The 21,322-nt window shown below is 53.5% G+C and carries 21 protein-coding genes and 1 pseudogene; 3 read left to right on the top strand and 19 right to left on the bottom strand.

Going from position 1 to position 21,322, the window contains the following annotated elements; all coding sequences use genetic code 11:
• Nucleotides 1-160: 160 nt before the first annotated feature.
• From I6L39_RS17675 to I6L39_RS17720, 10 genes are all read right to left on the bottom strand, one after another.
• Complete coding sequence (locus tag I6L39_RS17675; protein WP_254203681.1) at nt 161-592, bottom strand: hypothetical protein; 432 nt, start codon at nt 590-592, stop codon at nt 161-163.
• 248 nt (nt 593-840) lie between these two features.
• Entirely contained in the window at nt 841-2,664 is a 1,824-nt protein-coding gene (rmuC, locus tag I6L39_RS17680) for a DNA recombination protein RmuC (RefSeq protein ID WP_216990398.1), read from the bottom strand.
• Nucleotides 2,665-2,972: 308 nt separating this feature from the next.
• On the bottom strand, nt 2,973-3,917 hold the full coding sequence (locus I6L39_RS17685) for a hypothetical protein (RefSeq protein WP_216990399.1): 945 nt from the start codon (nt 3,915-3,917) through the stop codon (nt 2,973-2,975).
• 155 nt (nt 3,918-4,072) lie between these two features.
• Nucleotides 4,073-4,945 (bottom strand): hypothetical protein, encoded by an 873-nt coding sequence (locus I6L39_RS17690; protein ID WP_216990400.1) that lies wholly within the window; start codon nt 4,943-4,945, stop codon nt 4,073-4,075.
• Nucleotides 4,942-7,704 (bottom strand): hypothetical protein, encoded by a 2,763-nt coding sequence (locus tag I6L39_RS17695; protein ID WP_216990401.1) that lies wholly within the window; start codon nt 7,702-7,704, stop codon nt 4,942-4,944. Before I6L39_RS17695 ends, I6L39_RS17690 begins: the two co-directional genes overlap by 4 nt.
• Complete coding sequence (locus I6L39_RS17700; RefSeq protein ID WP_216990402.1) at nt 7,701-8,309, bottom strand: hypothetical protein; 609 nt, start codon at nt 8,307-8,309, stop codon at nt 7,701-7,703. The genes I6L39_RS17695 and I6L39_RS17700 overlap by 4 nt, the downstream gene beginning before the upstream one ends.
• Entirely contained in the window at nt 8,306-9,562 is a 1,257-nt protein-coding gene (locus tag I6L39_RS17705; RefSeq protein ID WP_254203683.1) for a hypothetical protein, read from the bottom strand. Before I6L39_RS17705 ends, I6L39_RS17700 begins: the two co-directional genes overlap by 4 nt.
• Nucleotides 9,563-9,910: 348 nt before the next feature.
• Entirely contained in the window at nt 9,911-10,393 is a 483-nt protein-coding gene (locus I6L39_RS17710) for a hypothetical protein (RefSeq protein ID WP_216990403.1), read from the bottom strand.
• 72 nt (nt 10,394-10,465) lie between these two features.
• Nucleotides 10,466-11,401: a cell division protein FtsZ gene (locus tag I6L39_RS17715; RefSeq protein ID WP_216990404.1), complete on the bottom strand. Its 936-nt coding sequence runs from the start codon at nt 11,399-11,401 to the stop codon at nt 10,466-10,468.
• A gap of 129 nt (nt 11,402-11,530) precedes the next feature.
• Nucleotides 11,531-11,800, bottom strand: a complete 270-nt coding sequence (locus tag I6L39_RS17720) for a DUF4258 domain-containing protein (RefSeq protein ID WP_216990405.1) — start codon at nt 11,798-11,800, stop codon at nt 11,531-11,533.
• A gap of 155 nt (nt 11,801-11,955) precedes the next feature.
• Between I6L39_RS17720 and I6L39_RS17725 the strand changes: the two are divergent.
• A pseudogene (locus I6L39_RS17725) lies at nt 11,956-12,155 on the top strand (IS3 family transposase); the annotation flags it as partial.
• Nucleotides 12,156-12,262: 107 nt separating this feature from the next.
• Here the strand turns inward: I6L39_RS17725 and I6L39_RS17730 are convergent.
• The 5 genes from I6L39_RS17730 to I6L39_RS17750 all read right to left on the bottom strand — a co-directional run bounded on the left by I6L39_RS17730 (nt 12,263) and on the right by I6L39_RS17750 (nt 16,830).
• On the bottom strand, nt 12,263-13,144 hold the full coding sequence (locus I6L39_RS17730) for a GIY-YIG nuclease family protein (RefSeq protein WP_216991853.1): 882 nt from the start codon (nt 13,142-13,144) through the stop codon (nt 12,263-12,265).
• A gap of 87 nt (nt 13,145-13,231) precedes the next feature.
• Complete coding sequence (locus tag I6L39_RS17735) at nt 13,232-15,448, bottom strand: tetratricopeptide repeat protein (RefSeq protein WP_216990406.1); 2,217 nt, start codon at nt 15,446-15,448, stop codon at nt 13,232-13,234.
• Nucleotides 15,449-15,570: 122 nt separating this feature from the next.
• Entirely contained in the window at nt 15,571-15,762 is a 192-nt protein-coding gene (locus I6L39_RS17740; protein ID WP_216990407.1) for a hypothetical protein, read from the bottom strand.
• A gap of 308 nt (nt 15,763-16,070) precedes the next feature.
• Nucleotides 16,071-16,436, bottom strand: coding sequence for a hypothetical protein (locus I6L39_RS17745; protein ID WP_216990408.1), 366 nt, complete (start codon nt 16,434-16,436; stop codon nt 16,071-16,073).
• Between the two features lie 184 nt (nt 16,437-16,620).
• Nucleotides 16,621-16,830, bottom strand: coding sequence for a DUF4258 domain-containing protein (locus I6L39_RS17750; RefSeq protein ID WP_216990409.1), 210 nt, complete (start codon nt 16,828-16,830; stop codon nt 16,621-16,623).
• Between the two features lie 101 nt (nt 16,831-16,931).
• On the opposite strand from I6L39_RS17750, the gene I6L39_RS17755 reads away from it, so the two are divergent.
• On the top strand, nt 16,932-17,849 hold the full coding sequence (locus I6L39_RS17755) for a WYL domain-containing protein (RefSeq protein WP_216990410.1): 918 nt from the start codon (nt 16,932-16,934) through the stop codon (nt 17,847-17,849).
• A gap of 66 nt (nt 17,850-17,915) precedes the next feature.
• Here the strand turns inward: I6L39_RS17755 and I6L39_RS17760 are convergent, their stop codons facing one another.
• The 4 genes from I6L39_RS17760 to I6L39_RS17775 all read right to left on the bottom strand — a co-directional run bounded on the left by I6L39_RS17760 (nt 17,916) and on the right by I6L39_RS17775 (nt 20,662).
• Nucleotides 17,916-18,194, bottom strand: coding sequence for a hypothetical protein (locus I6L39_RS17760; protein ID WP_216990411.1), 279 nt, complete (start codon nt 18,192-18,194; stop codon nt 17,916-17,918).
• A 124-nt stretch (nt 18,195-18,318) separates the two neighbouring features.
• The gene (locus I6L39_RS17765; RefSeq protein ID WP_254203684.1) at nt 18,319-19,209 is read right to left on the bottom strand and encodes an HDOD domain-containing protein; all 891 of its coding nucleotides are present in this window, start codon (nt 19,207-19,209) and stop codon (nt 18,319-18,321) included.
• Nucleotides 19,193-20,437, bottom strand: coding sequence for a DUF3596 domain-containing protein (locus I6L39_RS17770; protein ID WP_216990413.1), 1,245 nt, complete (start codon nt 20,435-20,437; stop codon nt 19,193-19,195). The genes I6L39_RS17765 and I6L39_RS17770 overlap by 17 nt, the downstream gene beginning before the upstream one ends.
• A 15-nt stretch (nt 20,438-20,452) precedes the next feature.
• Nucleotides 20,453-20,662 (bottom strand): hypothetical protein, encoded by a 210-nt coding sequence (locus I6L39_RS17775; protein WP_021140683.1) that lies wholly within the window; start codon nt 20,660-20,662, stop codon nt 20,453-20,455.
• A 131-nt stretch (nt 20,663-20,793) separates the two neighbouring features.
• Here I6L39_RS17775 and I6L39_RS17780 point away from each other — a divergent pair, with 131 nt between their 5' ends.
• Nucleotides 20,794-20,994: a helix-turn-helix transcriptional regulator gene (locus I6L39_RS17780; protein ID WP_010674971.1), complete on the top strand. Its 201-nt coding sequence runs from the start codon at nt 20,794-20,796 to the stop codon at nt 20,992-20,994.
• Nucleotides 20,995-21,322: the final 328 nt, after the last annotated feature.

Below are 21,322 nucleotides of genomic sequence, written 5' to 3' on the forward strand. Positions count from 1 at the left end.
TCAGTTCAAGCTATCAAAGGAGCGTCATTCTACCCCTCAGAGGGCGATTGCTCTATGAAGCCAGGTCACCAAAATCGATCATTTCTACTGTTTGGCCAAAATGCACGCTGCGTCAGCGATTCATCTTGGCGGTCTCGCAGGTCAGAACTACAGCCTGAGTTCACTTTGCACCAAACACTGCTGGCGGTGTGCTCGGGCCATCGCACCTGACCTGCCCCAAGGAGTTGGTGCGACAGCGAGTGCCATCGGAGGAACGCAGATTGCCAAGGCTATCCTTGCGCCAGGTGACGGTCTCGCCGGTGCCGGGATTGCTAACCCGCACATTACCCAGACTGTCTCTGCGGTAGGTGGTGCCCTCGCTGCTGCGGACATTGCCGAGGGAGTCTTTGCGCCAGGTGGTGCCACTTTCCGAGTCTCTGACGTTACCAAGACTGTCTTTGCGCAGAGTGCCGCTCTTGCCATCATCACACTGGTAACGGGTATTACCGAGGCTGTCTTTGCGATAGGTGCAGTCGGCAGCCCCAGCACTCTGGGCCACCAGCAGTAACAGGACACAGGCGCACAGGCCGAGCGGAGTTAAAGAGGGGGACATAAGCGCGCTCCTTGATACGGGTTGGGACTCTCTTCAAGCGGGGCCAGTATATGCCGCCTGTAACCCCACGCCGATACTGGTTACATGAACATGTCGCATTTTGGCGCAGATGCGGGGGGCCTGAGCACCGCGCCGACATTCATCGGTTCTTGATGTCTGTTGGATGACGGCGGTAAGGATTTGCAGCCCAGACAATCAAGGCGCCTAGGGCGCCTTAATTGTTTAACGCAAGCTGCAACTTTAACGGGCTATGCCGTCGTCGCCGTTTCCTCTATGGCGATCGTGCCGGGCTCTTCCAGTGCCTCGACGATCAATGACAGCCGATCCTGTTCGAAGTCCATATGCACGGCGTCCAGTTGCGGCAGTGTCTTGCTGGCCTTCGCCGAGAGTTTGTTGAATCTCTCCACTTTGCCATACAGACCTTGTTTGCCCACCAGCGCCTTGACCGTGTTGTTGTAGTGATTGCTGGCGGTGTTGAGCGTGCCGCCCAAGCTGCTCAGACGTTCGGCAACGAGACAGACCTGGTTGTAGATGTCGCCGGCTTTTTCACTGATCTCGCGAGCCTCGGTATTGCTGCGTTCGATCATCCACAGATTTGATACCGTGCGCAGGATGGGGATCAGGGTTGTATGCGAGACCAGTACGATGCCCTTGTTGTATCCATACTCGAATAAATCCTTATTGTGCTTCAACGCTTCGATATAGGCGGGTTCAATCGGCATGAACATCAGCACAAAGCTGGGGCTGTGCATGCCAATCAGGTTGATGTAATCCTTCGATGCCAGATCGTCGATATGCTTGCGCACCGCTTTGAGATGCTCTGCCATCGCCAGTTGATACGCTTCCGGGCTCTCGGCCGCGACCGCCCGGTCATAGGCCACCAGGGAAACCTTGCTGTCGATGATGATGTGTTTGCCATCCGGCAGTTTGATCAGATAGTCGGTCTGCTTGTGCTTGCCTTCCGCATCCTTGAAGCTGCTCTGCACTTCGTAGTGGGCCTCTTCAATCAGCCCACTCATCTCCAGTGTGCGGCGCAGTTGCGCTTCCCCCCAGGCTCCGCGCTGCTGTGAATCACCCTTGAGGGCCGACGTGAGGTTGTTGGCCTCCTTGCTCATATTCAGACCAATTTCCAACACCTTCCGGATCTCGGCATTGAGCTGAGCGCTGCCTTGCACCGAGACATCGTGCACCTCGTTGATCCGTTTCTGGAATCCTTCGATCTGCTCGCGAAATGGCTTGAGCAGGCTATCGATCCCGATCTGGCTGCTCTGAGTGAACGACTTGCCCTTCTCGTCAAAAATCTTGTTGGCGAGGTTTTCAAACTCCTGTGCCAGTGTCTTCTTGGCATCGGCAAGTTGCCCCATCTGCTCCTGGAAGTGCTCTTCCCGCTTTTGCAGCGTGGTCTTGAGCTCGGTGTGTTCGTTATCAACCTGATGCAGCCGCTCCTGCAGGCCGAGAATGGCGTTCTCACGCTCTTTCAGGGTCTGTTTGGCATCCAGCAGTTGTTCACGGACTTCGCGCTCCGCGCTTTGCAGGGATTGCGCATGTTTGCCTTCATTGGCCAACTTATCCTTGAGCTGGTTGATCGCATCTTGGGCGGCTCGGTTTTGCTCATCCGCCAGATTCAAGCGTTCACGCAAGTCGGCGATCTGCTCTTTCTGACCACGGTTTTCGGCCTGTGCCGTCTCCAGACGCTTTTCCGCGTCATGTTGCTGCTCCTTGGCCGCGCTCAACTGCTGCTGCAAGGCCTCGCAGTCAACCTTACGTTCGCTCACTTGCGCCGCCAACTCTTGCAGCTGCTCTTTGGCACCCTGTAGCTGGGTCTGCACCTTGCCAGCCTCCACCTGCTGCCCATGACATTGCTGTTCCGCCGCCTTGAGCTGCTCCTGAGCCTGTGCCAATTGCTGTGTCAGCAAGCCCTGTGCCTGCTGCGCCTGCCCCAGTTGGCTTGTGAGCTGACCGAGCCGGTTGCCGTGGCGCAGCGCCGCCACAAAGTAGCCAATCACGCAGCAAGCGACTGCAATGATGACGCTGATGACAATGATCTCCGTAGTCCACTGGCTGATTTGCATGAACACTCCTTAGCGTGCTTGAAAGGCAGGTGTAAGTGGTGCGAATAGTGCTTTTGCCCGGCGATAACCACGATAATCGCGTCAATGCCCATGCTGGCCACTATTGTGCAACAGGCTAACACGCCCGATTTCATGGAAACCGATGGTGACTCACACTCCCGCCTGCTGATGCTCAACTGAGCAGAATGTTTATTAAAAATCCCGTTGGATGGCGACGTTCACAGGCTTGTCGGCCGCACCTTTGAGCATGGCGTCGAGCTTGTCGACGGGCTGGGATGGTATGCGGTCCCCGGGGTTGGCTCATCTTCCTATTCGACGTCTTCTTCGTCCGCTCGCGCGTGGCTCATGGCGCGGCCTTGGGCCGCAAACTCACTGCGGCGCGCCCAGCTGAAATCTGCCAACACCAGATCCGGGTAATAGGCGCTGTTAGTGCCCATCATGACGCTGACCACAAAGTCCTGTATCACCTTCAAATACTGAATGAGGCCATCAAGCGTGGGGGATGGCGTATGGATAAAGGCCTGAACCACCCCAGATACATGAATGCTGACGGCAGCCAGCCCCTCACTGAGCGTGAAGGCGAGATCTTCCCCTGCGTGCCACCCCTCATCCAACTCGAAGTAATGGATGAGGGCCTTGCCAAGTTGCTCCGCCGTGCGCCATGCCTCCAGGCCGTGCACCTCCCCGGTCTGCCCGCTAATCGCACGCGTTACCCGTTTATTTTCCTCCACAACATCGGCAACGCTTCGCGCTGGGATGCCCTCGATATGCGGCGCCACCCCCTTGCAGAACAGACAATGGAAGAAGGGAAACAGCAATTCATGCACGACGCTGGGCGAGCCGAAATAACCCGCTTGGGACGCCGTTTGCAGCATCTGCGCAAAGCCATCGGCGGGGACTTGCCCGGCGGCATAAAAGGCAATTTCGCTTTCAATGATCGATTTAGCCTCCTCCAAAGACCAGCCGAAATGATCAGGATCCAGCGACAACCGCATTCTCGATGCCAACCACCAACCTTCACTGTCACGCACAAAGAGCACTTCCAACGCCTTGCTCCCCGTCCAGCTCCGGTATAGGTGGAGAGTTTCTCCTTCGAAATAGCAAAACCATTTGTACTCCATCGCCGGAGGGATAAATCCCTGTCGGATGTTGGCCATCTGCTCATCGCGAAAGCGCAGGCTCAGCGGAAGGGTGAGCGCATCTCGATGCAATGGTTGTAACCCTTGCCAATCATGCCGTGTCGCCGCCTTCATCCTTTATCTCCCAAGTCATCAGTTAAAACCCAGATGACTATATCGTTCGAGCAAAGCCGCTTCGATACTGGGGTTTTGCACATGTCGTATTTTCAAGCAGATATTTTCAAACTAATAGACAGATAAGAGGCAGGCGAGACGGACGGGGCAGTTCCTCACAACCACACGGCTTCCTGCTCCAGCGCCATCCCGCTGGCTTGCATTGACCGGATCAATTGCTTCACTTCCACGTCGAAATCGGCTGTCGCAGGGTGTGTCAGCATGGCGTTGAATTCGCGCTGGGTATCCTGCCAAAGCGTGGCACAGCCGAAACGCTCGAGACGAGATGGCCACTCGGGCATCAACCACAGGGCCACGCTGTGGCCAAGACGGCTGCGAAGCCGGGCAAAGTTGAGCAGACCCACTCCGTCGTAGTCGGGAAAGAAGTGGATCGCTGGCGCCCGCTGGCGCAAGGCGAGCCAATCCAACAACGTGTTGGGCAATTGGCCACTGTAATAAGCAACACTGGCGGGCTGGGCGCAGGGTAGCCAGTCCAGCTGGTCAAACAGCGCCTGATTTTCCACTAGCCATAGCGGATGTTCGGTATACCAGGTGCTGTCGGCGTGCACAGTCAGAGCGGCGACGCCCAATTGATCGGTGCTCAGTCGCAAGTCCAGCCGGCTGTCTTTATCGTTTCGCCACGCCACCTGACCAGGCCCGGCCTTTAACAGCAGATAGCTGAACTCATGCCCATGGTCTGCCCCCTTGCTACGGCGAGTTCCGGCGATGTTACGCGCTCGGCGTGGCAGTCCATCGGCCAATTCGGCTTGCTCTATCGGCACCAGTTGTCGCCATTGGTGTTCCACCACGGCGGGCAGCCTTATCTCAAATACGACTCCCCTGCCCTCGGGCCGCATCTGTATGCTACCGGTAGCTCGGGCAAAGCTGCTCAACTCACGTCGTTGCCCCTCGCTCAGTTGTGAGCTGGCAAGCCCTCCTCCAGGGGCTTGGCGCAATTTGCGCAAGGCGGCGATCAAACTACGGCTCATGGTCGCTCCTTGGGAGAAAGCACCAGCCAACTCTGCCGATTGATATGGTTCTTGCCGGCATGGTGATGAATAGGTACGCAATAGCGTGCCGTGGTCAACGGGGCTGGCGAGGCGCAGATCAGGGCAAAACCGAATTCTGCCGCCACATCGATCAGATTTTTCTGGTTGCGGGTATCCAGCGCCAGCGCCTCATCCAGATAACAGATGGTGCGGATGCGCTTGTTCTTGTGATGCATCAGGTGGAGCATGGCCAGCCCGGTCACTAGCTTGGCCATCAATACAGTTCCGTTGGAGGCCGCACTGTCTATCTCGGTGAAGGACTCCTCCTGCTGTTCCTGCTTACCTATCACAAACTCCAGGCGAAACAGATCGGCGACACGGAGCCCTTGCCGGGCGTTGCCCTCATCAAACAAGGTCTGTTTGGCGCGATCCAATCGCACATCATCCAGCACGCTTTGCTGATTAAACAGATCGAAGCTTTCCCCCGTCTCCACCTGAGCGGACTTATCGAGCAGGGTTTCGATGGCTTCCACCAGGTGTGCTTCATCCCTGGGCTCGATTTTGAAGACCCTGAGGTCGGACAGTTGACGCTGACTCACCAGTCGGTTGAAGCCCCGCATCTGCGCCTTGAAAGCATTCAGCCCCTGTCTGAGCTGTTTCAGGCTGGCGGTGACATTGATCACGGCACTGCGGGCCTTCTTCTCCAATGCCTCGGCTTCTTTTGGCAACATCTGATGGAAATCGAGGATCCGGCTCCACTCCTCGTCCTGAGTCGGGCAGTGTTCATACTTGGTTAGTCCGCCAGCGTGCAAATCCTGCAAACCGCGCTGCAACGCGCTGTTCAACGCCAACAATTGACGACTATCGGTCTGGAATTCTTGCAAACGGGTATATAGAGTATCCAGCGTTCTGGTGGATCCCCCAAGCCAAGGATGGTAGGAAAGAGATTCCAGATAACCGAATTCTGGCCCCTGATCCTCGCGCTGGTTACGCATAGTGACGATGCCGTTATGCTGATCATCCAGTCGCATCTGCGCTTGTCGCAAAGCATTGAGTTGATCAACCAAGCTCAATTGCTGCTGGTTAATCGCTGCCAACTCGGCCTGTAGCCTATCCAGCTCTTGTTCATGGGCTATCAACTGCTCTGCTCGCTGGTCACTCTGGGCCAATAAATGCTGCCAGGTGTCGAAGTCGGCCAGCTCCTGCCGCAGTTGTTGCAGCTCCTGCTCTAATCGTTGCTTGTGTGACTCGGCCTGGTGACGCTGCTCGGCTGTTTGCCGCTGCCCCTCCAAACTGGCGATATGCCTGTCGGTATCCCTGATCTGCTCCTCCAGCTCGGCTTCACTGAGTTGCTGAAACTGGGGGTGCAACTGATGAAGGTTGATGCGCAGGCCAGCCAGCATCAGCGTCTCGCCCGGCGTCTGTGACAACTGTTGTGTCAACCGGGGCATATCAAGTTCGAAATCTGCCGGTCCCAACTGCATCACTCCGGCCTGGAGCACCCGGTTTAGTCGCAGTAACTCCTCTTCACTCAGATGCTCAGCCATGTGTCGATAGAGATTGTCGGTCAAGGTCTCCTGCTGCCGATGCAGGCTCATCGACAACTGCTGTTGCCGACGTAAATCTCGCCTTATGTCCTCTACGCTGCGGCTCTTGACCTGCCCCAGCAGGGTGATCTGAGCCTCCAAATTCTCCTTGACCGCCGCCAGCTGTGTTTCAAGTTGCTCACGTCCCGAGAGCAGGGTAAACCGACGCTCCAGCTCCGCTTGCTGCTGATTAAGCGCCAGCAGCTGAGTATGGGACTGCTGCTTTACGACCCGTTCGACACTCACCTCCTGAATACGGATCCCCGATTGCTTTTGTGCCGTCTCGCATTGCAACACCTTGGCTGCCAATTCCTCTGCTGTGGACTCATAGTAGGAGTGCCACTGCTTGAGGTCTGCTTCTATCTGTGGGCGCCAGACAATGAGCTTGCCTCTGAGCGTCAAACGCTCTTGCACTTGTTTGGCCAAGCTCACGATCCGTGCAGACTGATTGACCGCCGCCTGATACTGAGCCCGTTCACTATTGACCTCGCTAAATGCCTTTTCCCACTCTTGCCGAAAGTCGATGGCCGCATCCGACAAGTCCCGTTTGAAGATTTCCAACAGATAATTTTTGACATCGGCCGAGGTGAGCCTATCCAGCCGTAAGGTACGAGTGAGGACCTGTCTATAGGCAGCAGCATCCGATTGATGCTCCAGATGAAAGAGGGTGAAATCGGGCTCGCTGGCGGCCCGCTTGCGACGACCACCATACAGGGCATCGCGAAAATCATTGGAACTCTTGTAGACAAACACCAGCCGCTGGCGCGTGGCCAGGTGGTTTACCAGTTGGGGCTCCGCCACCAGAGCGCCGCCGTCCAACCGATAGTCATCCAGATCCAACGCTCCCTTGTAGGCAAAGTACTGATAGTCATGGCTGACCCCCTTGCCGACACATCCCAGCACCACGGTCCCCGTTTCTGGCAGACAGGCTTCCAGCAGTATGTAGGCGCTGTTGTTGGGGAAGTAGAATCGTTTGGACTTCTCCAGATCGTGGGCGCCAAAGTCCATGCGTCGCTGGTCGATGATCAATAAAAACTGCAGCGCGTTGATGAGGCTGGTTTTACCTGTGTTATTGGGGGCGATGAGTGAGACGGCAGCATCCAGCGGCAACTCGGCTCTCTGATACCCGGCACTGCCCAACAATACCAGACGCTCAAACCCGTACTGGATCATGCTTCCTCCTCCTCATCCAAACCCACCTCTGCCGCTTCATCCTCCTCGCCGCCCTGCGGCTCATCGAATGAATCGTCTTGGCCAGATGCGATCAACGATTCGAAGTGTTCCAGATAGCGATAGACCGCCGGCAATAACTGCCAATAACCGTTAAGTGACAAGGCAAATCCGAGCTTGACCGCGCTGTCCAGCAACGCGATGAAGCCATCCAGCTCCAACCCCTCGGCCTCCAAGATCTCCTGATGACGCTCGTGAGCCTTGGCCAGCAAGGCCTTGTCTACCCGCCACTCCGTAAAGCGAGACAAGGGTCTGCCCTCATCAGCCTGGGTATCAAACAGGCACATCCATAACAACGCTAGGCGCTTGCTAGTCTTGCTGGCTTGGCTGGCGGGCTCCTCGATATGAAACCAGGCATAGCCACGTGGCTCGACTTTAAGCTCAAACCCCAGGGCGGCAAAAATGGCCTGATAGCTTTCCTGACACCGCTCCAGCTCGGCCCACAGGGCAGGCTCCGCCACCCGGTTGAGGTGCTTGCCGCTGTTGAACAGGCGAAACAGCTCACTCAGGGCACCGAGCGACTCCAGATGCGAAATAGAGGTAGTCATGATCTCTGGATCCTGTAGGGGTGATAACTGACCAGCACCTCTTGCAGATCCGTTGTGGTGCTATCTGGGTGAAGGCTCGCCAGCCAAAGGGGCTCACGCACCAGTTCGTGGTAGAGTCGCAACAAGGTGGCATCCGGCTGCTCGCCATAATGCTGTAGCAACCAGAGCATCAAGTTCTCTACTGGCAGGCTCTCTTGCAGATGTTGCGTGAGGGTCTCTTCATCAATGGGCTCTACCAGTGAGGCATCGAAGGGGACCTCCGTCGGGAAACGGATGTGTTCCGGTATGTACGCCAGGGCGCTGGCCATAAAATCCCTGACCTCGAAGCCCACACTAACGCGTCGCGGTCGCTCCTGCCGCCAGACAGGCAAGGCCCCCTTCGTATTGCGCAACGACAGAGCTCGCGTGAGGCCACGTTTGCGCACACGCCCCAACAACTGGCTGATGGCGGCAGACAGGCCATTATGCTCGCGCAGCTCTTCACGCAGCGGCAGCAAGGTGGCGGCACATTGCTGGGCCACCAACCTTCCCAACCGCTGCAACTCCTTGGCTTGATAAGAAACCTGGCGTAACTGTAACTGATGGGTATAAAGCCCACCTTGTATGGTGATGGCCTCTACAGCCCGATCCAGAGCCCTCTCCGCCTGCTCCAGAAAGGGATAGAAGTTGCCCGCAAGCCCGGAGTCCATCATCTCGTTCATGGGCTCCACATACTGGTCATAGGCTTCAAGCACTGAGCGATAACGTTGCGCTATTGGCATGGCTGCATCCGCAGACTTGGCCTGCTCGGCCAGCTCCAATATGGCATGGCGATCCTGATCCAACTGCAAACTGATCTGCCGCAACAGGTCTGACATCCTGGCTGAGCCCTGACGCAAATAATCGGAATTAAGTGGTTCAGAACCTTCCAGTATCTGTGCCGTCGCTTGTTTGATGGCCTCGATACGCGCCTTGAGCACGGCAGAAAGCCCTAACTCATGCTCACGTAACAGCCCTCGCGCAAATTCTTGCACCAAGGGGTTGACCTGCAGGGTATCGGTTCGCTCAAGCCACTGCAGGACATCGCTGCTACATAGGCTGCGCAAGATTTCTCCACACTCAGGCTCGCTGTCACTGCCCCGGCTGGACTTGCCAATCAGCCTCAGCACCATCGCCTCATCGAAAGCAGGCCATTCCCGCGACGCCCGAACCAATGCTTCGATGACGTCCCAATGTTTATGCAGTTGGAATATCAGACTTTTGGGATTTGCCATGCGGTATCCTTGTTCACTCCCTTGGCCCCAGTCCAAAGAATCATGCGATGGACAGCTGGCGTCATTTGACCACAAGAGCATAGAAAGCTACCCAGCTGGCAACAATACTGGATACTTCTACATGTCGTTTTTTCAAGCAGATATCTGACAACACGGGTTTCATCCCAAACGACTGCCAGGCAAATGGATGCTTAGATGGGGCCAAAAAAAGAAAAAAGCTAGCTGACTTGAGATCTGAGCCTGTGCTTTCAGCTTGCATCCGCGTTGATAATTACCCCTCGATTGAGACTCATTCCTTTTACACTACCTTTAATTGCCCATCAGGGGTATTGAGCGATATCGCCGCAACTATCGCCTCACCATTCCATCGAAACCTTTTATGAAAATCTCTTTGCCATCCGAGAAATCATAGGGAACGAAGCTAAGGGGGATCACTTCATTGACCCTCGGTGTTCGGCTGCGGCTATCTAGGTGTACCTCGCCAGTATCAGTGCAATTACCTATCCAGTTTTTACCACCCCGTTCATCGAAAATAGCATCCTGCTCCGCGCACCATGTCAGCACCCCGTCCTCATCGACATCGAAGACCCTCACCCACCAGGTCACCACTTTGCCATCGATGGCTTCGGATCCCTGTTGCCGGAGCAACTCTGTGCCATCAGCGGGATAGAACCTGCGTTTGTACTCGGCATAATCGAGGTTGCTGGCGCCATTTTTAAAGGTGAATAGTCGATCGAATGTATCGCTGGCCTTGGTAACTCCCCACACGAGCAATACGGCCAGTAATAGCGGGGCGCAACCCGAGTGATTGTTATATCTTCTTGTTCCCATCGAGTGATTCCGCAGTTGGCCATGGGCCTTTGATTTAACGGTTTGATATTACGCGGTACGCTGGCAGCAATCTCAGGCCACACCGACGGCGTTTTTCAAGGTACCTGTCGCCACCAAGGTGACCCGCAATCCCCCCTGCATCTCGGGATCGATCACTGACCCGACGATGACTGTCGCGTGTTCGGCTGCCTGGGCCTTCACGGCATTCCCCACCGCCTCAAATTCTTCAATCGTCATGTCGAAATCAGAGGTGATATTGACCAGAATGCCGCTGGCTCTGGCTAATTCACCCTCTGCCGCTGACAGGCCGTGGATGGCTCGCTTGACCGCTTGCTCTGCGCGATCGTCACCGAAGGCTGTGCCCATCCCCACCATGGCTTGCCCCATCCCAGCCATCACTGCCCTCAGCTCTTCCATGTCAACGTTGATCAGGCCCGGGCGGGAGATCAGTTCTACGATGCCCCGTATCGCAATCGCAGCATTAGTCGCGCCATGCCCCTCCTCCCCTCTGTGTGCGCCACCGGACAAGGTAAACAGGGTGTCCGCATGTCTGAAAATTTTCGCACTCTGTTGTCTGGCTGTGATCATGGGCTGTTCGCTCTCCACCGTGCAGGGATCGAGCGCCATGGCCACCGTCAGAATGCCCATCTGCTGCGCTACCTCTGCTGCGACTGCGGCTATCTGGGTAGCAATTGTCTCCGCCATGCCGGCGATGATGAATACCATGTCGGTCCCCGCCAGCAGTGTTCGCAGCTTTTCGCTGTCTGCCTGGCTGATTAGCTCTGCAACCTCAACATGGCTATCAGATCCGTTGCTCTCGCCATCGAGCAGCAGGGCACAGTTGGCGTTGACACGGGCAAGGACCTGGGGGTCGGTATCCACCACGATATAGTGCACGCCGTCAACGCTATCGCGCATCACCTGCTCAATGATGCCGATACCTGCGCCGCCGATACCAACCACCTTGATGATGGCTTCATCACTTTGGCTATCGATAAATTCAAACATGTGGCCTCTACAAAATAGTTACTTAAGGTTATGAAATAAATGTGTTTTTTAAGTTATGACCAGTTCTGGCAAGAAGCTGCCTAGCCTTGGTGAAAATCCAATGCAGCGTGCGCGTTCCCCTGCTTACGCTCAGTGACGATCCCGCTTAAAGTGGGTCGTGCGATGGCCCACCGTGACCACCTCCCCCCCTTGCAGCACCAGATAGTGGCGACGCAGTTGCTGACAATCCTGCCAGCTCCACTCACCGCTGCGGCTTAGTCGTGCCAAGCTGTGATGATCGAGAAAGACCACTTCCCGCCCCTTGTGATAGTGAGAGCTACCAAAGCTCAGTAGCACGTCGACCACTTGCTCGCTGATCCCACGTTGCTGCATACGTTGCAGTGCATGCTGGCTGTACATAGCGCTCTCCTTTGCTTCACAGAGTTGGTAAGGCCAGTATATGTCGCCTGTATACTCATGCCGATACTGGTTACATTCACATGTCGCATTTTGGAGCACATATGACCGCTGGGGCGCTCACCTGGGATTAGACTTTGCATTTTCGACTGCTGGAGATCGTGCTGATGTGTGATCAGGGCAGCCAGTTTACTGGCGGGGAATGGCAGGAGTTCCTAAAGGTTCACAACCTGAGTTGTAGTATGAGCCGACGTGGAAACTACCACGACAACGCCGTCGCCGAGAGCTTCTTTTAGTTGCTCAAGCGGGAGAGGATCAAACGAAGGATTTACCGACAAGAGACAAAGCTCGCAGCGACCCTGTCTGTCAACACTCCTTTCCCAAGATCCCGCGAAGAGCCTTTTTAAGGGCCCCGAATGACAAATACCTTAGTAAGGCCACTTATGATAGGCACACATGTTTCGCTCAATATTTCACGATGCTTACCCTTGAGAACCATGAGCACAAATCTGCGATCCGCTCCTCTGGCTCGCCAGTCTTAAAGCAAAGTTTGGGTTCAAAATCGCGAAAGCGACCTTCACCTTGCACTTTTTTATTCTTCGCATCTCCAAGCAGAAGCACGGATCCATCGAACACGATCTTTCCGTTTCTCAGAAACTCTCTTGTTGACGCTGTCGTAGCGACAGTAATACTAGGGAGACACGTCTTAGACATCATGACGATAAAATCAACGCCATCGATGCGCACCAGCAATCCTAACCACCCATTTGACTCTCCTGGGGCGTAAGGACGATCTTCTTGTTCTGTAAATTTTCTGACGGCAAAACCGGCATTCTCTAGGCGCTGGGAAATTTTCGTCATGAAGTCATATGCACCAACCTTGCATAGCGCCTCGACCTTTTGCCTTGAGAACTCGCCATCATTACTCCGCTCCCGTGGTGGGACATCAATTCCAGGCAGTTGAGCGTGATTGCCAAAAGGGCGTATGAATGCATTGCGGTATCCGCGGTTCAGATTGGTTAATGCATCGAATCCATACATCCAGTTTATCAGTGTTGCTTCCACCGATAGTGCCTCCACCTCAGTCTCATAGCGGCCTACGACCAGTTGAACAGGCTCCTGCCCGCTGTTGGCAATCTGCGTCAACCGTGTCTGTTTGGGGCCCTCAGATGATTCCCCCTTATCGAGCGCACGACGAGCCTCCGCCCAGTGACTGTTCACTCGTTCGCCTTGACCTTTACCTACATAGAACACTTCGCTGTTTGCAGGATCAATTAGCACATAGACATAGTACGGAAAAAGTACTGGATCCATTGCGGGTAGATCGGAAAATAATTGTTCAGACATGTAGTCATCCTTATAAAGATGGAAAGTAATTCTTGCCTTATTGGTATCGATTAGTCTTATCGATATCATGGAATGCGAGACTCAAAATCAGCTTAGGCGAGTATGCTTATATTCAGATGCTGCACGAAACCAATTCGCGGCCTGCTGATAGTCCTGGGTGACGCCTTGCCCAGTAAAATACATATCACCCAGTTTACACCGCGCCTCATCATCTCCCTGTGCTGCTGCTTTGTGGTACCAGAGCGCAGCTTGTTGGTAATCTTGTTCAGCAAAATAGTGGTCACCCAACCTGATTTGTGCCTTGGCATAACCCTGTTCTGCTGAGTTGTGATGCCATAAGAGCGCCTGCTGAAGAGTCTGGTCGTTAGTATGCATCTGGTTCAGGTTAAACTGCGCCTCAGTATGCCCCTGCAAAGCAGCTTCATGAAACCAGGCTGCAGCTTGCTGGTCATCTTGAGGAATACCTTGACCGTAGAGGTACAATTTCCCCATGATGCATTGAGCTTCTGGATCGCCCTGTCCAGCCTGTTGCCTTATCAACTGCTGTGCATACTCATCGCCATTGCCCGCTGCATTACGAAGCCACAATGCCGCCTGTTGGGGATCCTGTGGAACACCTCGCCCATCTCGATATATTTCCCATAGCTCACGTTGGGCCTTAGCATGGCCTTGCTCGGCCGCTAGCTTGAGCCAGTACACCGCCTGCCTATTATCCTGCGTGATGAAGTGCCCCCATAAATACTTGAGTCCCAGATAAAATTGGTCGTCGGCTATGCCCTGTTCGGCTGACTGGCTGAGACCATTTAATGCTTCGCAGCACCAAGATTCACACTTCTGCCTGTCTTGTGGAACACCGTCTCCCCTGCGGTACATATCCCCGAGGGCAATTTGTGCATCAGCTTGACCCTGTTCAGCCGCACGCTGATACCAAGAGATCGCCAGCTGTAGATCTTGAGGGATGCCCTCTCCAAGGTAATACATCTTTCCTAAGGCATTCTGGGCGGCAGCGAGCCCCTGCTCTGCTGCGCAGTGGTACCAGGAGGCTGCCTGCTGAAAATCCTTTGAGACAACCTCACCACAATAGTACATATTGCCCAACGCATACTGCGCATCCATATGCCCTTGTTCGGCTGCTCGTTGATACCAATCTTTGGCCTGCTGATAATCCTGCTCGATCTCCTGTCCAAAGTAATACGCATCTCCCAAGGCAAACTGTTCATCAGCAATGCCCTGATTGGCACCAATATGCGCCACTTTTAATTGTGCCAGTCTGTCACCATTCTCGGCCGCTTTGCGATACCAAAACTCAGCCTGCTGATCATTAGTTGGCGTACCTTGTCCGCTCGAATACATCTCACCCAGGCAACGTTCGGCCAAGCTATGCCCCTGTTCAGCCGCTTTACGACCCCAGAATATGGCCTTCTGATAGTCCTGCTCCGTACATTCGCCTTTAAAGTACTTTCGCCACAAAGTGAATTGAGCGTCCGCATGGCCCTGCTCGGCCGCTTTATGGCACCAAGACATGGCCAGCAGATCGTCCTGTAAGTCAGAATCCTCGTCGGAAAACAGGTGCCCCAAGTTGTATTGGGCATCAGCATGTCCCTGCTCAGCCGCCTTTTGGTACCATGACATGGCCTCATGCTCGTCTGGCGGGAGACCTACTCCGCAGAAATATAATTCTCCCAGCCTGAATTGAGCTTCAATATGTCCCTGCTCGGCCGCTTTACGGTACCATGGCTCGGCCTGCACCTCATCCAGCGCAACTCCTAGTCTATTGCAATACATTGACCCAAGAATGAATTGGGCTTCTGCATCCCCTTGCCAAGCAGCCTTGTGGTACCAGACAAAGGCCATTTTATAGTCTTGTGGAATGCCGATCCCATTGAAATACATTTCCCCCAGTTTTATTTGCGCCTGCAGATCCCATTGCTCGGCCGCCTTACTCAACCAGTACGTGGCCTGCTGGTATCCCTGCGTAACCCCCTGCCCGTCAATATACATGCGCCCCAGCTTGAACTGAGCTTCAGAGTGACCACGCTCTGCAGCACTACGGTAATAAGATGCTGCCTCCTGGCAGTCCTTCGGTATGCTTACCCCGTCGTAATACAAATCCCCTAACTTTAATTGAACATCAGGATTGCCTTGTTCGGCTGCCTTACCAAGCCAGAATACAGCCTTTTGGGTGTCCTGAGGGACTTCTCGCCCTTCAAGATACATACCTCCTAAGAAGGCTTGTGCAAAAGCATTACCCTGCTCAGCTGCATCATGAATATCCTGAACGGTTTCTAATTTCGATTCTGACATTTGCGGCTCCGGTAAGGGTCCTGTTAAAGGGTTCAATACAGCAATGTAGGAAGTTATACCACAGGAAATGGTAGGAAAAAGAGCATCAGTGATTTAATTACAAAACATCGCTTACCTATCACTCATATCAAAGTAACAAGTAAGTTACCTGTGCCAATGATATGCCCATTTTTATTTTTGGTGGTATTCGTTCTTGGATCATAGACACCTTTTACATACCCATTCTTATCCTTGATAGTTTGTACACTTGCATACCCAGTTGAGATAAAACCAATAATATAGCCTGAGCTATTTTTCAAAACCTGGTCAGTCAATTGATGCCTCATTTATTACCCGACTTAAAAATATGCTTGTACTCAACGAACTTATATCCGCTACGATTCCGACCATCTTAATAATGGTTTCTTCGTTAATATCATCAATACCATCGAATATGGACACCCTCCAAATTGTTTTTATTATTCATCTAGCGCATTATTTAAACCACAATTAACACTCTATAGTTCATTCTATCTCTAGGAGAAACATCCTATTCAGATAGGTGAACATGAATACCCCCATGGCAGTAAAAATAAAAATCACTACCTTTCAATTAGTTACGCTGGACTCCTTGATAGTCCGATTAGGTATTTTCACTTCCCACAATGGAATCAATAACTTTAAGTACATATTCTACATCATCCTCACTGGTGAGTTCCATTTTGATCCATCGTTTGCCAGTAGGTGGCGGTACTATATCAGTAATGTTGATTTCGTGTTTTGGCCCTGGTATTGCAGCGCTATCAACACGCATTTTTACACGCAACGAAGATGACCTAATCATTGGTTTTAATACGCAAAACACGTAATTGTAACATGGATGTTTTATACGATAATCTGGACTGTTAGTTGTATAGGGCTTGGCAAAAAAACTAACTTTTTTATCAAACCTATAAAACAATTTTTGAATTTTTTCCTCTGAATTATTTAGAATTTCTGTAAACGACATTATCCTATTCCTATATTAGATAACAAAGCTAAAGATGGTACATGCCTCCACTAGCGCATAGCATAATCCATCTGTTCAATCAACTTAGCACGAATCAAAGCTATTAACTTATCGAGATCACATCTTAGTGACGATCCCGCTTGAAGTGGGCAGTATGATGGCCCACTGTGACTACCTCTCCCCCTTACAGCACCAGGTAGTGGCGACGCAGTTGTTGGCAATCCTGCCGGCTCCACTCACCACTGCGGCTTAGTCGTGCCAAGCTGCGGTGATCGAGAAAGACCACTTCACGCCCCTTGTGATAGTGAGAGCTACCAAAGCTCAGCAGCACGTCGACCACTTGCTCGCTGATCCCACGTTGCTGCATACGCTGCAGTGCATGCTGGCTATACATAGCGCTCTTCCTTGCTCCACACAGTGGGTGCGCCCAGTATATGTCGCCTGTATACTCATGCCGATACTGGTTACATTCACATGTCGCATTTTGGAGCACATATGACCGCTGGGGCGCTCACCTGGGATCAGACTTTGCGTTTTCGACTGCTGGAGATCGTGCTGATGTGGGAGGGGCGCCTGACCACCAACCACCTCTGCACCGCCTTCAACATTGGCCGCCAGCAGGCGTCGAGGGATATCAACCGCTATATCCAAGAGTTCTCGCCACAAGGGCTGGAGTACGACCGCAATCTCAAGGGCTACAAACCTACCGCTCAGTTCAGCCCTCGCTTTAGCGAAGGCAAGGTGGATGAGTATCTGTTGCTGCTGCACCGGGAGAAGCAGCATCAGCGCCAGCATAAGGCAGGTGTCTTGGCACTGCCGCTGATGGACCTGCGTTACGGCCATATCGAGATCCTGGATGTGCCTAACCGTCATATCGACCCCGTTATCGTGCGCGGTCTGGTGCAGGCGGCTCGCAGCCAGTTACGGGTGGATGTGGATTATGTGTCGCTCAGTTCGGCCGAGCGTAGCGGGCGCAATATCGTTCCCCATACCCTGGTCTATGACGGCATTCGCTGGCATGTGCGGGCGTATTGCGAGAAGAAGAGGGATTATCTGGACTTTGTGATGAGCCGCTTTCGGGGCAAGCCGGAGCTACTCGACGCCTCGGCCCACGGCCGCGATCAGGATCTGGAGTGGAACAATCGGGTGGTCGCCGTGGTGACCCCCAATCCCTGTCTGGGTGATGAACAGCAGGCCATTATCGCCAGCGACTATGCGATGACCGACGGCAAGTTGCTGATAGGACAGCGCGTCCCCTTGATGCATTACGCTCTGGAGCGGATGCAGGTGAGCTACAACGGGGAACATGCTAATAATCCCCTGCTCTACCCACTGGTGCTCGCCAACCGGGAGGAGCTGATCCGGCAAGGCTGTATCTTTAAGCTCAAGAATGCAGATCTGCAAATTTCATAGCGGGCTGGTGCTTTGTAGTGGCCCAGCTCACAACGCCACTACGAGCACCTGACTGTTTATCCGTCATTACACCCGACCAAAACGATCAGGATCGGCTGGAACATAATCGTCCTCAAACATATTCTGCAAGCGATGGTTTTGACGCAAACACGCAAGCGTCTCAAAGAAACAATCTTCACAGAGATGCACTTCGTATCTCTCGCCATCGTGCCGTACCGAGTCATACCCCCAGTGGGCTGACAATGTGCCGTATTCCTGTGCCATTGTCTTTGTCGTGCTGTCACCACACACATCACAGATCACATCTACGACCTGCTCCGTCGGAACTATCGCTTTTACCAACATATTGCCTCCCGCATTATCTCAACACGCAACCTGTTTACCCCCGGCAAGAGCCCCATCGGACGTTGTGGGTGATGCCATCTTGCCAGCTCTTCTTTAAAGCCAGTTTAAGCCCACAACCACGCCGTCAATCCAGCCGCTTGTATATCCGCGTATCGCTGGTCGATTTCCGAAACCAGTAAAAATCGGGCAATCCTGCAAACACCCTGCGCCAGTTGAATACTTCGGCTGATAATCGATCCGCCATCTTGACGATAGTCTCCGGCATATACTGGATAAGCGGCTTGCCAATCGATGCGGACAAGCAGGCCGACAGGGCTTCAAATGCCCGGGGATCCTGGCTCATCAGACATTGCAGGTGTGGCTCCAACTTCATGAAGTTCAGGGCTTCATGCTGGGAGCAGATCCCCTCGCCGGCTTCCACGTTGTAGTAGAGGTAGAGTTTGCCCACATCGTGCAGCAATCCCCCTAGGAAGGCGACGTCGGCGGTGCGTCCATCAAGCCGGTATTGACGACACAACATCCTGGCTGTCATCGCCACTTCTACACTGTGCTCCAGCAAGCCACCCACATGGTCATGATGATGGTGATGGCTCGCCCTGCCTCGATAAAACCCGGTGATAAAACGCCGGTCACGTAGGATCCCGAGGGAAAAGCGCCGTAACCCGCCGGGCGGTAACATGGTATAGAAGCGCCACAGTGCCTGGATCATCTGGCCATGCGACTCATTGAGGGCCAAACCAAGGTGAAACTCCCACAGTTGACGCCCCTCGTCCCCTGTGATGCCTTCCAGAGCGCGACAACTGCGCAATGTGACAGACTGCTGATCCATCCCCAGCATTGCCAGTACCAGCTGCCCCGACGGCGCAATAGTTGCCATGCATTTATCTGAGACCGAGACTCGATGGACGGCCTTTGGCGATAACAATTCCCAACACTCATACTCGCCCTCGCTATCCGCCAGTCTGGTTGCCCACATCAGTTCGCCGCAATCCGCATATTCAGTGACGTGTACCATGACCCGCCTCCCCATCGTGTGAATCCCACCTTTCCGCCAGCGCCTTCGAGGCAAGCCGCTGCTGCTCGAATCCCGCCAACATCTGCTCAAAGGCATGCCCATCCCGACCCGACAGATCAGGCACGTAACGGGAATAGACCCGGAATAACATCTGAGTGCTGTTATGGCCCAGTTGCTTTGCTATCCACTCAGGGCTCTCACCTGCCGCGAGCCAGAGCGTGGCGGCGGTATGCCTTGTCTGATAGGGCTTGCGCTTCTCCAGCTTTAACAACGACAGCAATGGGTACCACACCCGATTGGCCACATTGCGATCCTCGAACGGGCTGCCGTGCTTCGTGCAGAAAACAAACCCATCTAGTGAGACCTTGCCATCGAAGCGGTCGCGTTGAGTGAGAAATGCCTGATAAACCTGCTCACTCATCTGCACCGCGCGATAGGAGCCATCGGTTTTCGTCGGGATCAGTTCATTGCGGACCCATGCCTGATACACCAGGATCTGCCGGCGCTCGAAATCGATGTGGCGCCAGGTTAAACCATGGATCTCGCTCGAACGTAGCCCGGTAAAAAACCGGATGGTGTAATAAGGGCGAAAGTCAGCCCTCACCACTGCCAGCAGTCGACCAATCTCTTCAAGACTGAAGGGCATGATGTTGCTACGGGGGATCTTGAGTGCTCGGATATTGCGCCAGGGCGAGTCAAAACCGAACCGATCTGCCGCATCTGCCAACATCATGCGAAGCGGCGTCATGATGTGGTTGACCCGTGAAGCTGAGATCGGCTTGCCACCTCTCCCGGGCAAACGAGCGATCATCGTCCTAAATGCCAAGATCGCAGACTTATCGATCACGCTCAGCGGTTGATTGCCAAAGTGCGGCAGCAGATGGCAATCAAGAATGTCGCGAATGGTCTCCTGCTGGGAGGTTCGCCACTCGGCCGATTTTTCCTGGTACCACTGCTCAGCAAAATCAGACAACAGAGGGCACCCAGCCCGCAACACGGCTTCCCGCTCGGCCAGTTTGGTGAAGTAGCCACAACGCGGGCTGTTTGGGAAGGTTTTGCAAAAATCAAACTGCCCGAGGGTGATTTGTGCCTCCAACCGTTCACAATACTGCTTCAGTTTGTGGCGATTTTGGCTTGTATCGGGTAACCCAGTGCGCTCACGACAGCGCTTCCCCTTGAAGCAAAAATCGAGGTAAAGCAATTGGTTAAGGCTATATACTGTTGCCATAAGAATCCACCTCCCCTAGCCCTGAAACGACTCGAACATTGCGCTGTGCTTGAGCATTTCCTCTTCGATAGGCTCCCAGAGAAACAACAACTTACGACCGCCAAACGGGCGAATATAGTGCAGCCCTTCGAGCAGGACAGAGTCTTTCAGCTGATTGCGGATAGTACGTGGATCGAACTTGATGCGAGCAGAGAGCTCTTCTGTTGTCAGGTAGGTGTATGCCATAATCATTCTCCAAACGCTGATTTATCTAACTTGGAGATTAAATTGATCTCCTGCAGAACAATCTAGACACAAGAAAACACAATTGCAAGCCATTTTAATCTTCAGGAGATTATTTTGATTACGGAGAGAGCATGATTAAGTGTCATTTATCCAAGATCATGGGTGAGAAACGGCTAAAAATTGCCGATGTTGCCAGAGAGACAGGACTCAATAGAGGCACAATTACGCGCATGTACAACGAAACTGCGACTAGAATAGAACTTGATGCTATTGAAACATTATGCCGTTATCTCAATGTAAAGATTGAAGATCTGTATGAGTTCGTTGATTAACGATAGCTATCTTTACCAACTGAGAGCTAGGACGCAGACAAAGCGTCAAGTCCTCAACCCGCTTTCGTCGAACACACTTGGCAGTGCAAAAGTGAAGAGCCACGAGCTACCTCAAACGAAACGCATTATGAGGGCAAGAAATGAGCCGAAGTCGACGAAAGACCCCCATGTTTGGCTACACAACAGCGACGTCTGAAGCTGAAGACAAGCGGATTTGGCACAAACGCTGGCGCGCTCAGTTGCGTGGCCAGCTATCACGCGACGCAACGACGGATGACTTTTTGCCAATACTCCAATGCGCCGTTTCGAGCCCTTGGAACATGGATAA

Source organism: Aeromonas sp. FDAARGOS 1409 (assembly GCF_019048705.1).
Lineage (GTDB): Bacteria > Pseudomonadota > Gammaproteobacteria > Enterobacterales > Aeromonadaceae > Aeromonas > Aeromonas sanarellii.

Coding starts and splice junctions, on each gene's coding strand:
- I6L39_RS17710 (WP_216990403.1), bottom strand. CDS start 10,393: ATGGGAACAAGAAGATATAACAATCACTCGGGTTGCGCCCCGCTATTA.
- I6L39_RS17760 (WP_216990411.1), bottom strand. CDS start 18,194: ATGTTGGTAAAAGCGATAGTTCCGACGGAGCAGGTCGTAGATGTGATC.
- I6L39_RS17765 (WP_254203684.1), bottom strand. CDS start 19,209: ATGGTACACGTCACTGAATATGCGGATTGCGGCGAACTGATGTGGGCA.
- I6L39_RS17715 (WP_216990404.1), bottom strand. CDS start 11,401: ATGTTTGAATTTATCGATAGCCAAAGTGATGAAGCCATCATCAAGGTG.
- I6L39_RS17690 (WP_216990400.1), bottom strand. CDS start 4,945: ATGAGCCGTAGTTTGATCGCCGCCTTGCGCAAATTGCGCCAAGCCCCT.
- I6L39_RS17685 (WP_216990399.1), bottom strand. CDS start 3,917: ATGAAGGCGGCGACACGGCATGATTGGCAAGGGTTACAACCATTGCAT.
- rmuC (WP_216990398.1), bottom strand. CDS start 2,664: ATGCAAATCAGCCAGTGGACTACGGAGATCATTGTCATCAGCGTCATC.
- I6L39_RS17755 (WP_216990410.1), top strand. CDS start 16,932: ATGACCGCTGGGGCGCTCACCTGGGATCAGACTTTGCGTTTTCGACTG.
- I6L39_RS17695 (WP_216990401.1), bottom strand. CDS start 7,704: ATGATCCAGTACGGGTTTGAGCGTCTGGTATTGTTGGGCAGTGCCGGG.
- I6L39_RS17705 (WP_254203683.1), bottom strand. CDS start 9,562: ATGGCAAATCCCAAAAGTCTGATATTCCAACTGCATAAACATTGGGAC.
- I6L39_RS17675 (WP_254203681.1), bottom strand. CDS start 592: ATGTCCCCCTCTTTAACTCCGCTCGGCCTGTGCGCCTGTGTCCTGTTA.
- I6L39_RS17780 (WP_010674971.1), top strand. CDS start 20,794: ATGATTAAGTGTCATTTATCCAAGATCATGGGTGAGAAACGGCTAAAA.
- I6L39_RS17770 (WP_216990413.1), bottom strand. CDS start 20,437: ATGGCAACAGTATATAGCCTTAACCAATTGCTTTACCTCGATTTTTGC.
- I6L39_RS17735 (WP_216990406.1), bottom strand. CDS start 15,448: ATGTCAGAATCGAAATTAGAAACCGTTCAGGATATTCATGATGCAGCT.
- I6L39_RS17750 (WP_216990409.1), bottom strand. CDS start 16,830: ATGTATAGCCAGCATGCACTGCAGCGTATGCAGCAACGTGGGATCAGC.
- I6L39_RS17700 (WP_216990402.1), bottom strand. CDS start 8,309: ATGACTACCTCTATTTCGCATCTGGAGTCGCTCGGTGCCCTGAGTGAG.
- I6L39_RS17720 (WP_216990405.1), bottom strand. CDS start 11,800: ATGTACAGCCAGCATGCACTGCAACGTATGCAGCAACGTGGGATCAGC.
- I6L39_RS17775 (WP_021140683.1), bottom strand. CDS start 20,662: ATGGCATACACCTACCTGACAACAGAAGAGCTCTCTGCTCGCATCAAG.
- I6L39_RS17745 (WP_216990408.1), bottom strand. CDS start 16,436: ATGTCGTTTACAGAAATTCTAAATAATTCAGAGGAAAAAATTCAAAAA.
- I6L39_RS17730 (WP_216991853.1), bottom strand. CDS start 13,144: ATGTCTGAACAATTATTTTCCGATCTACCCGCAATGGATCCAGTACTT.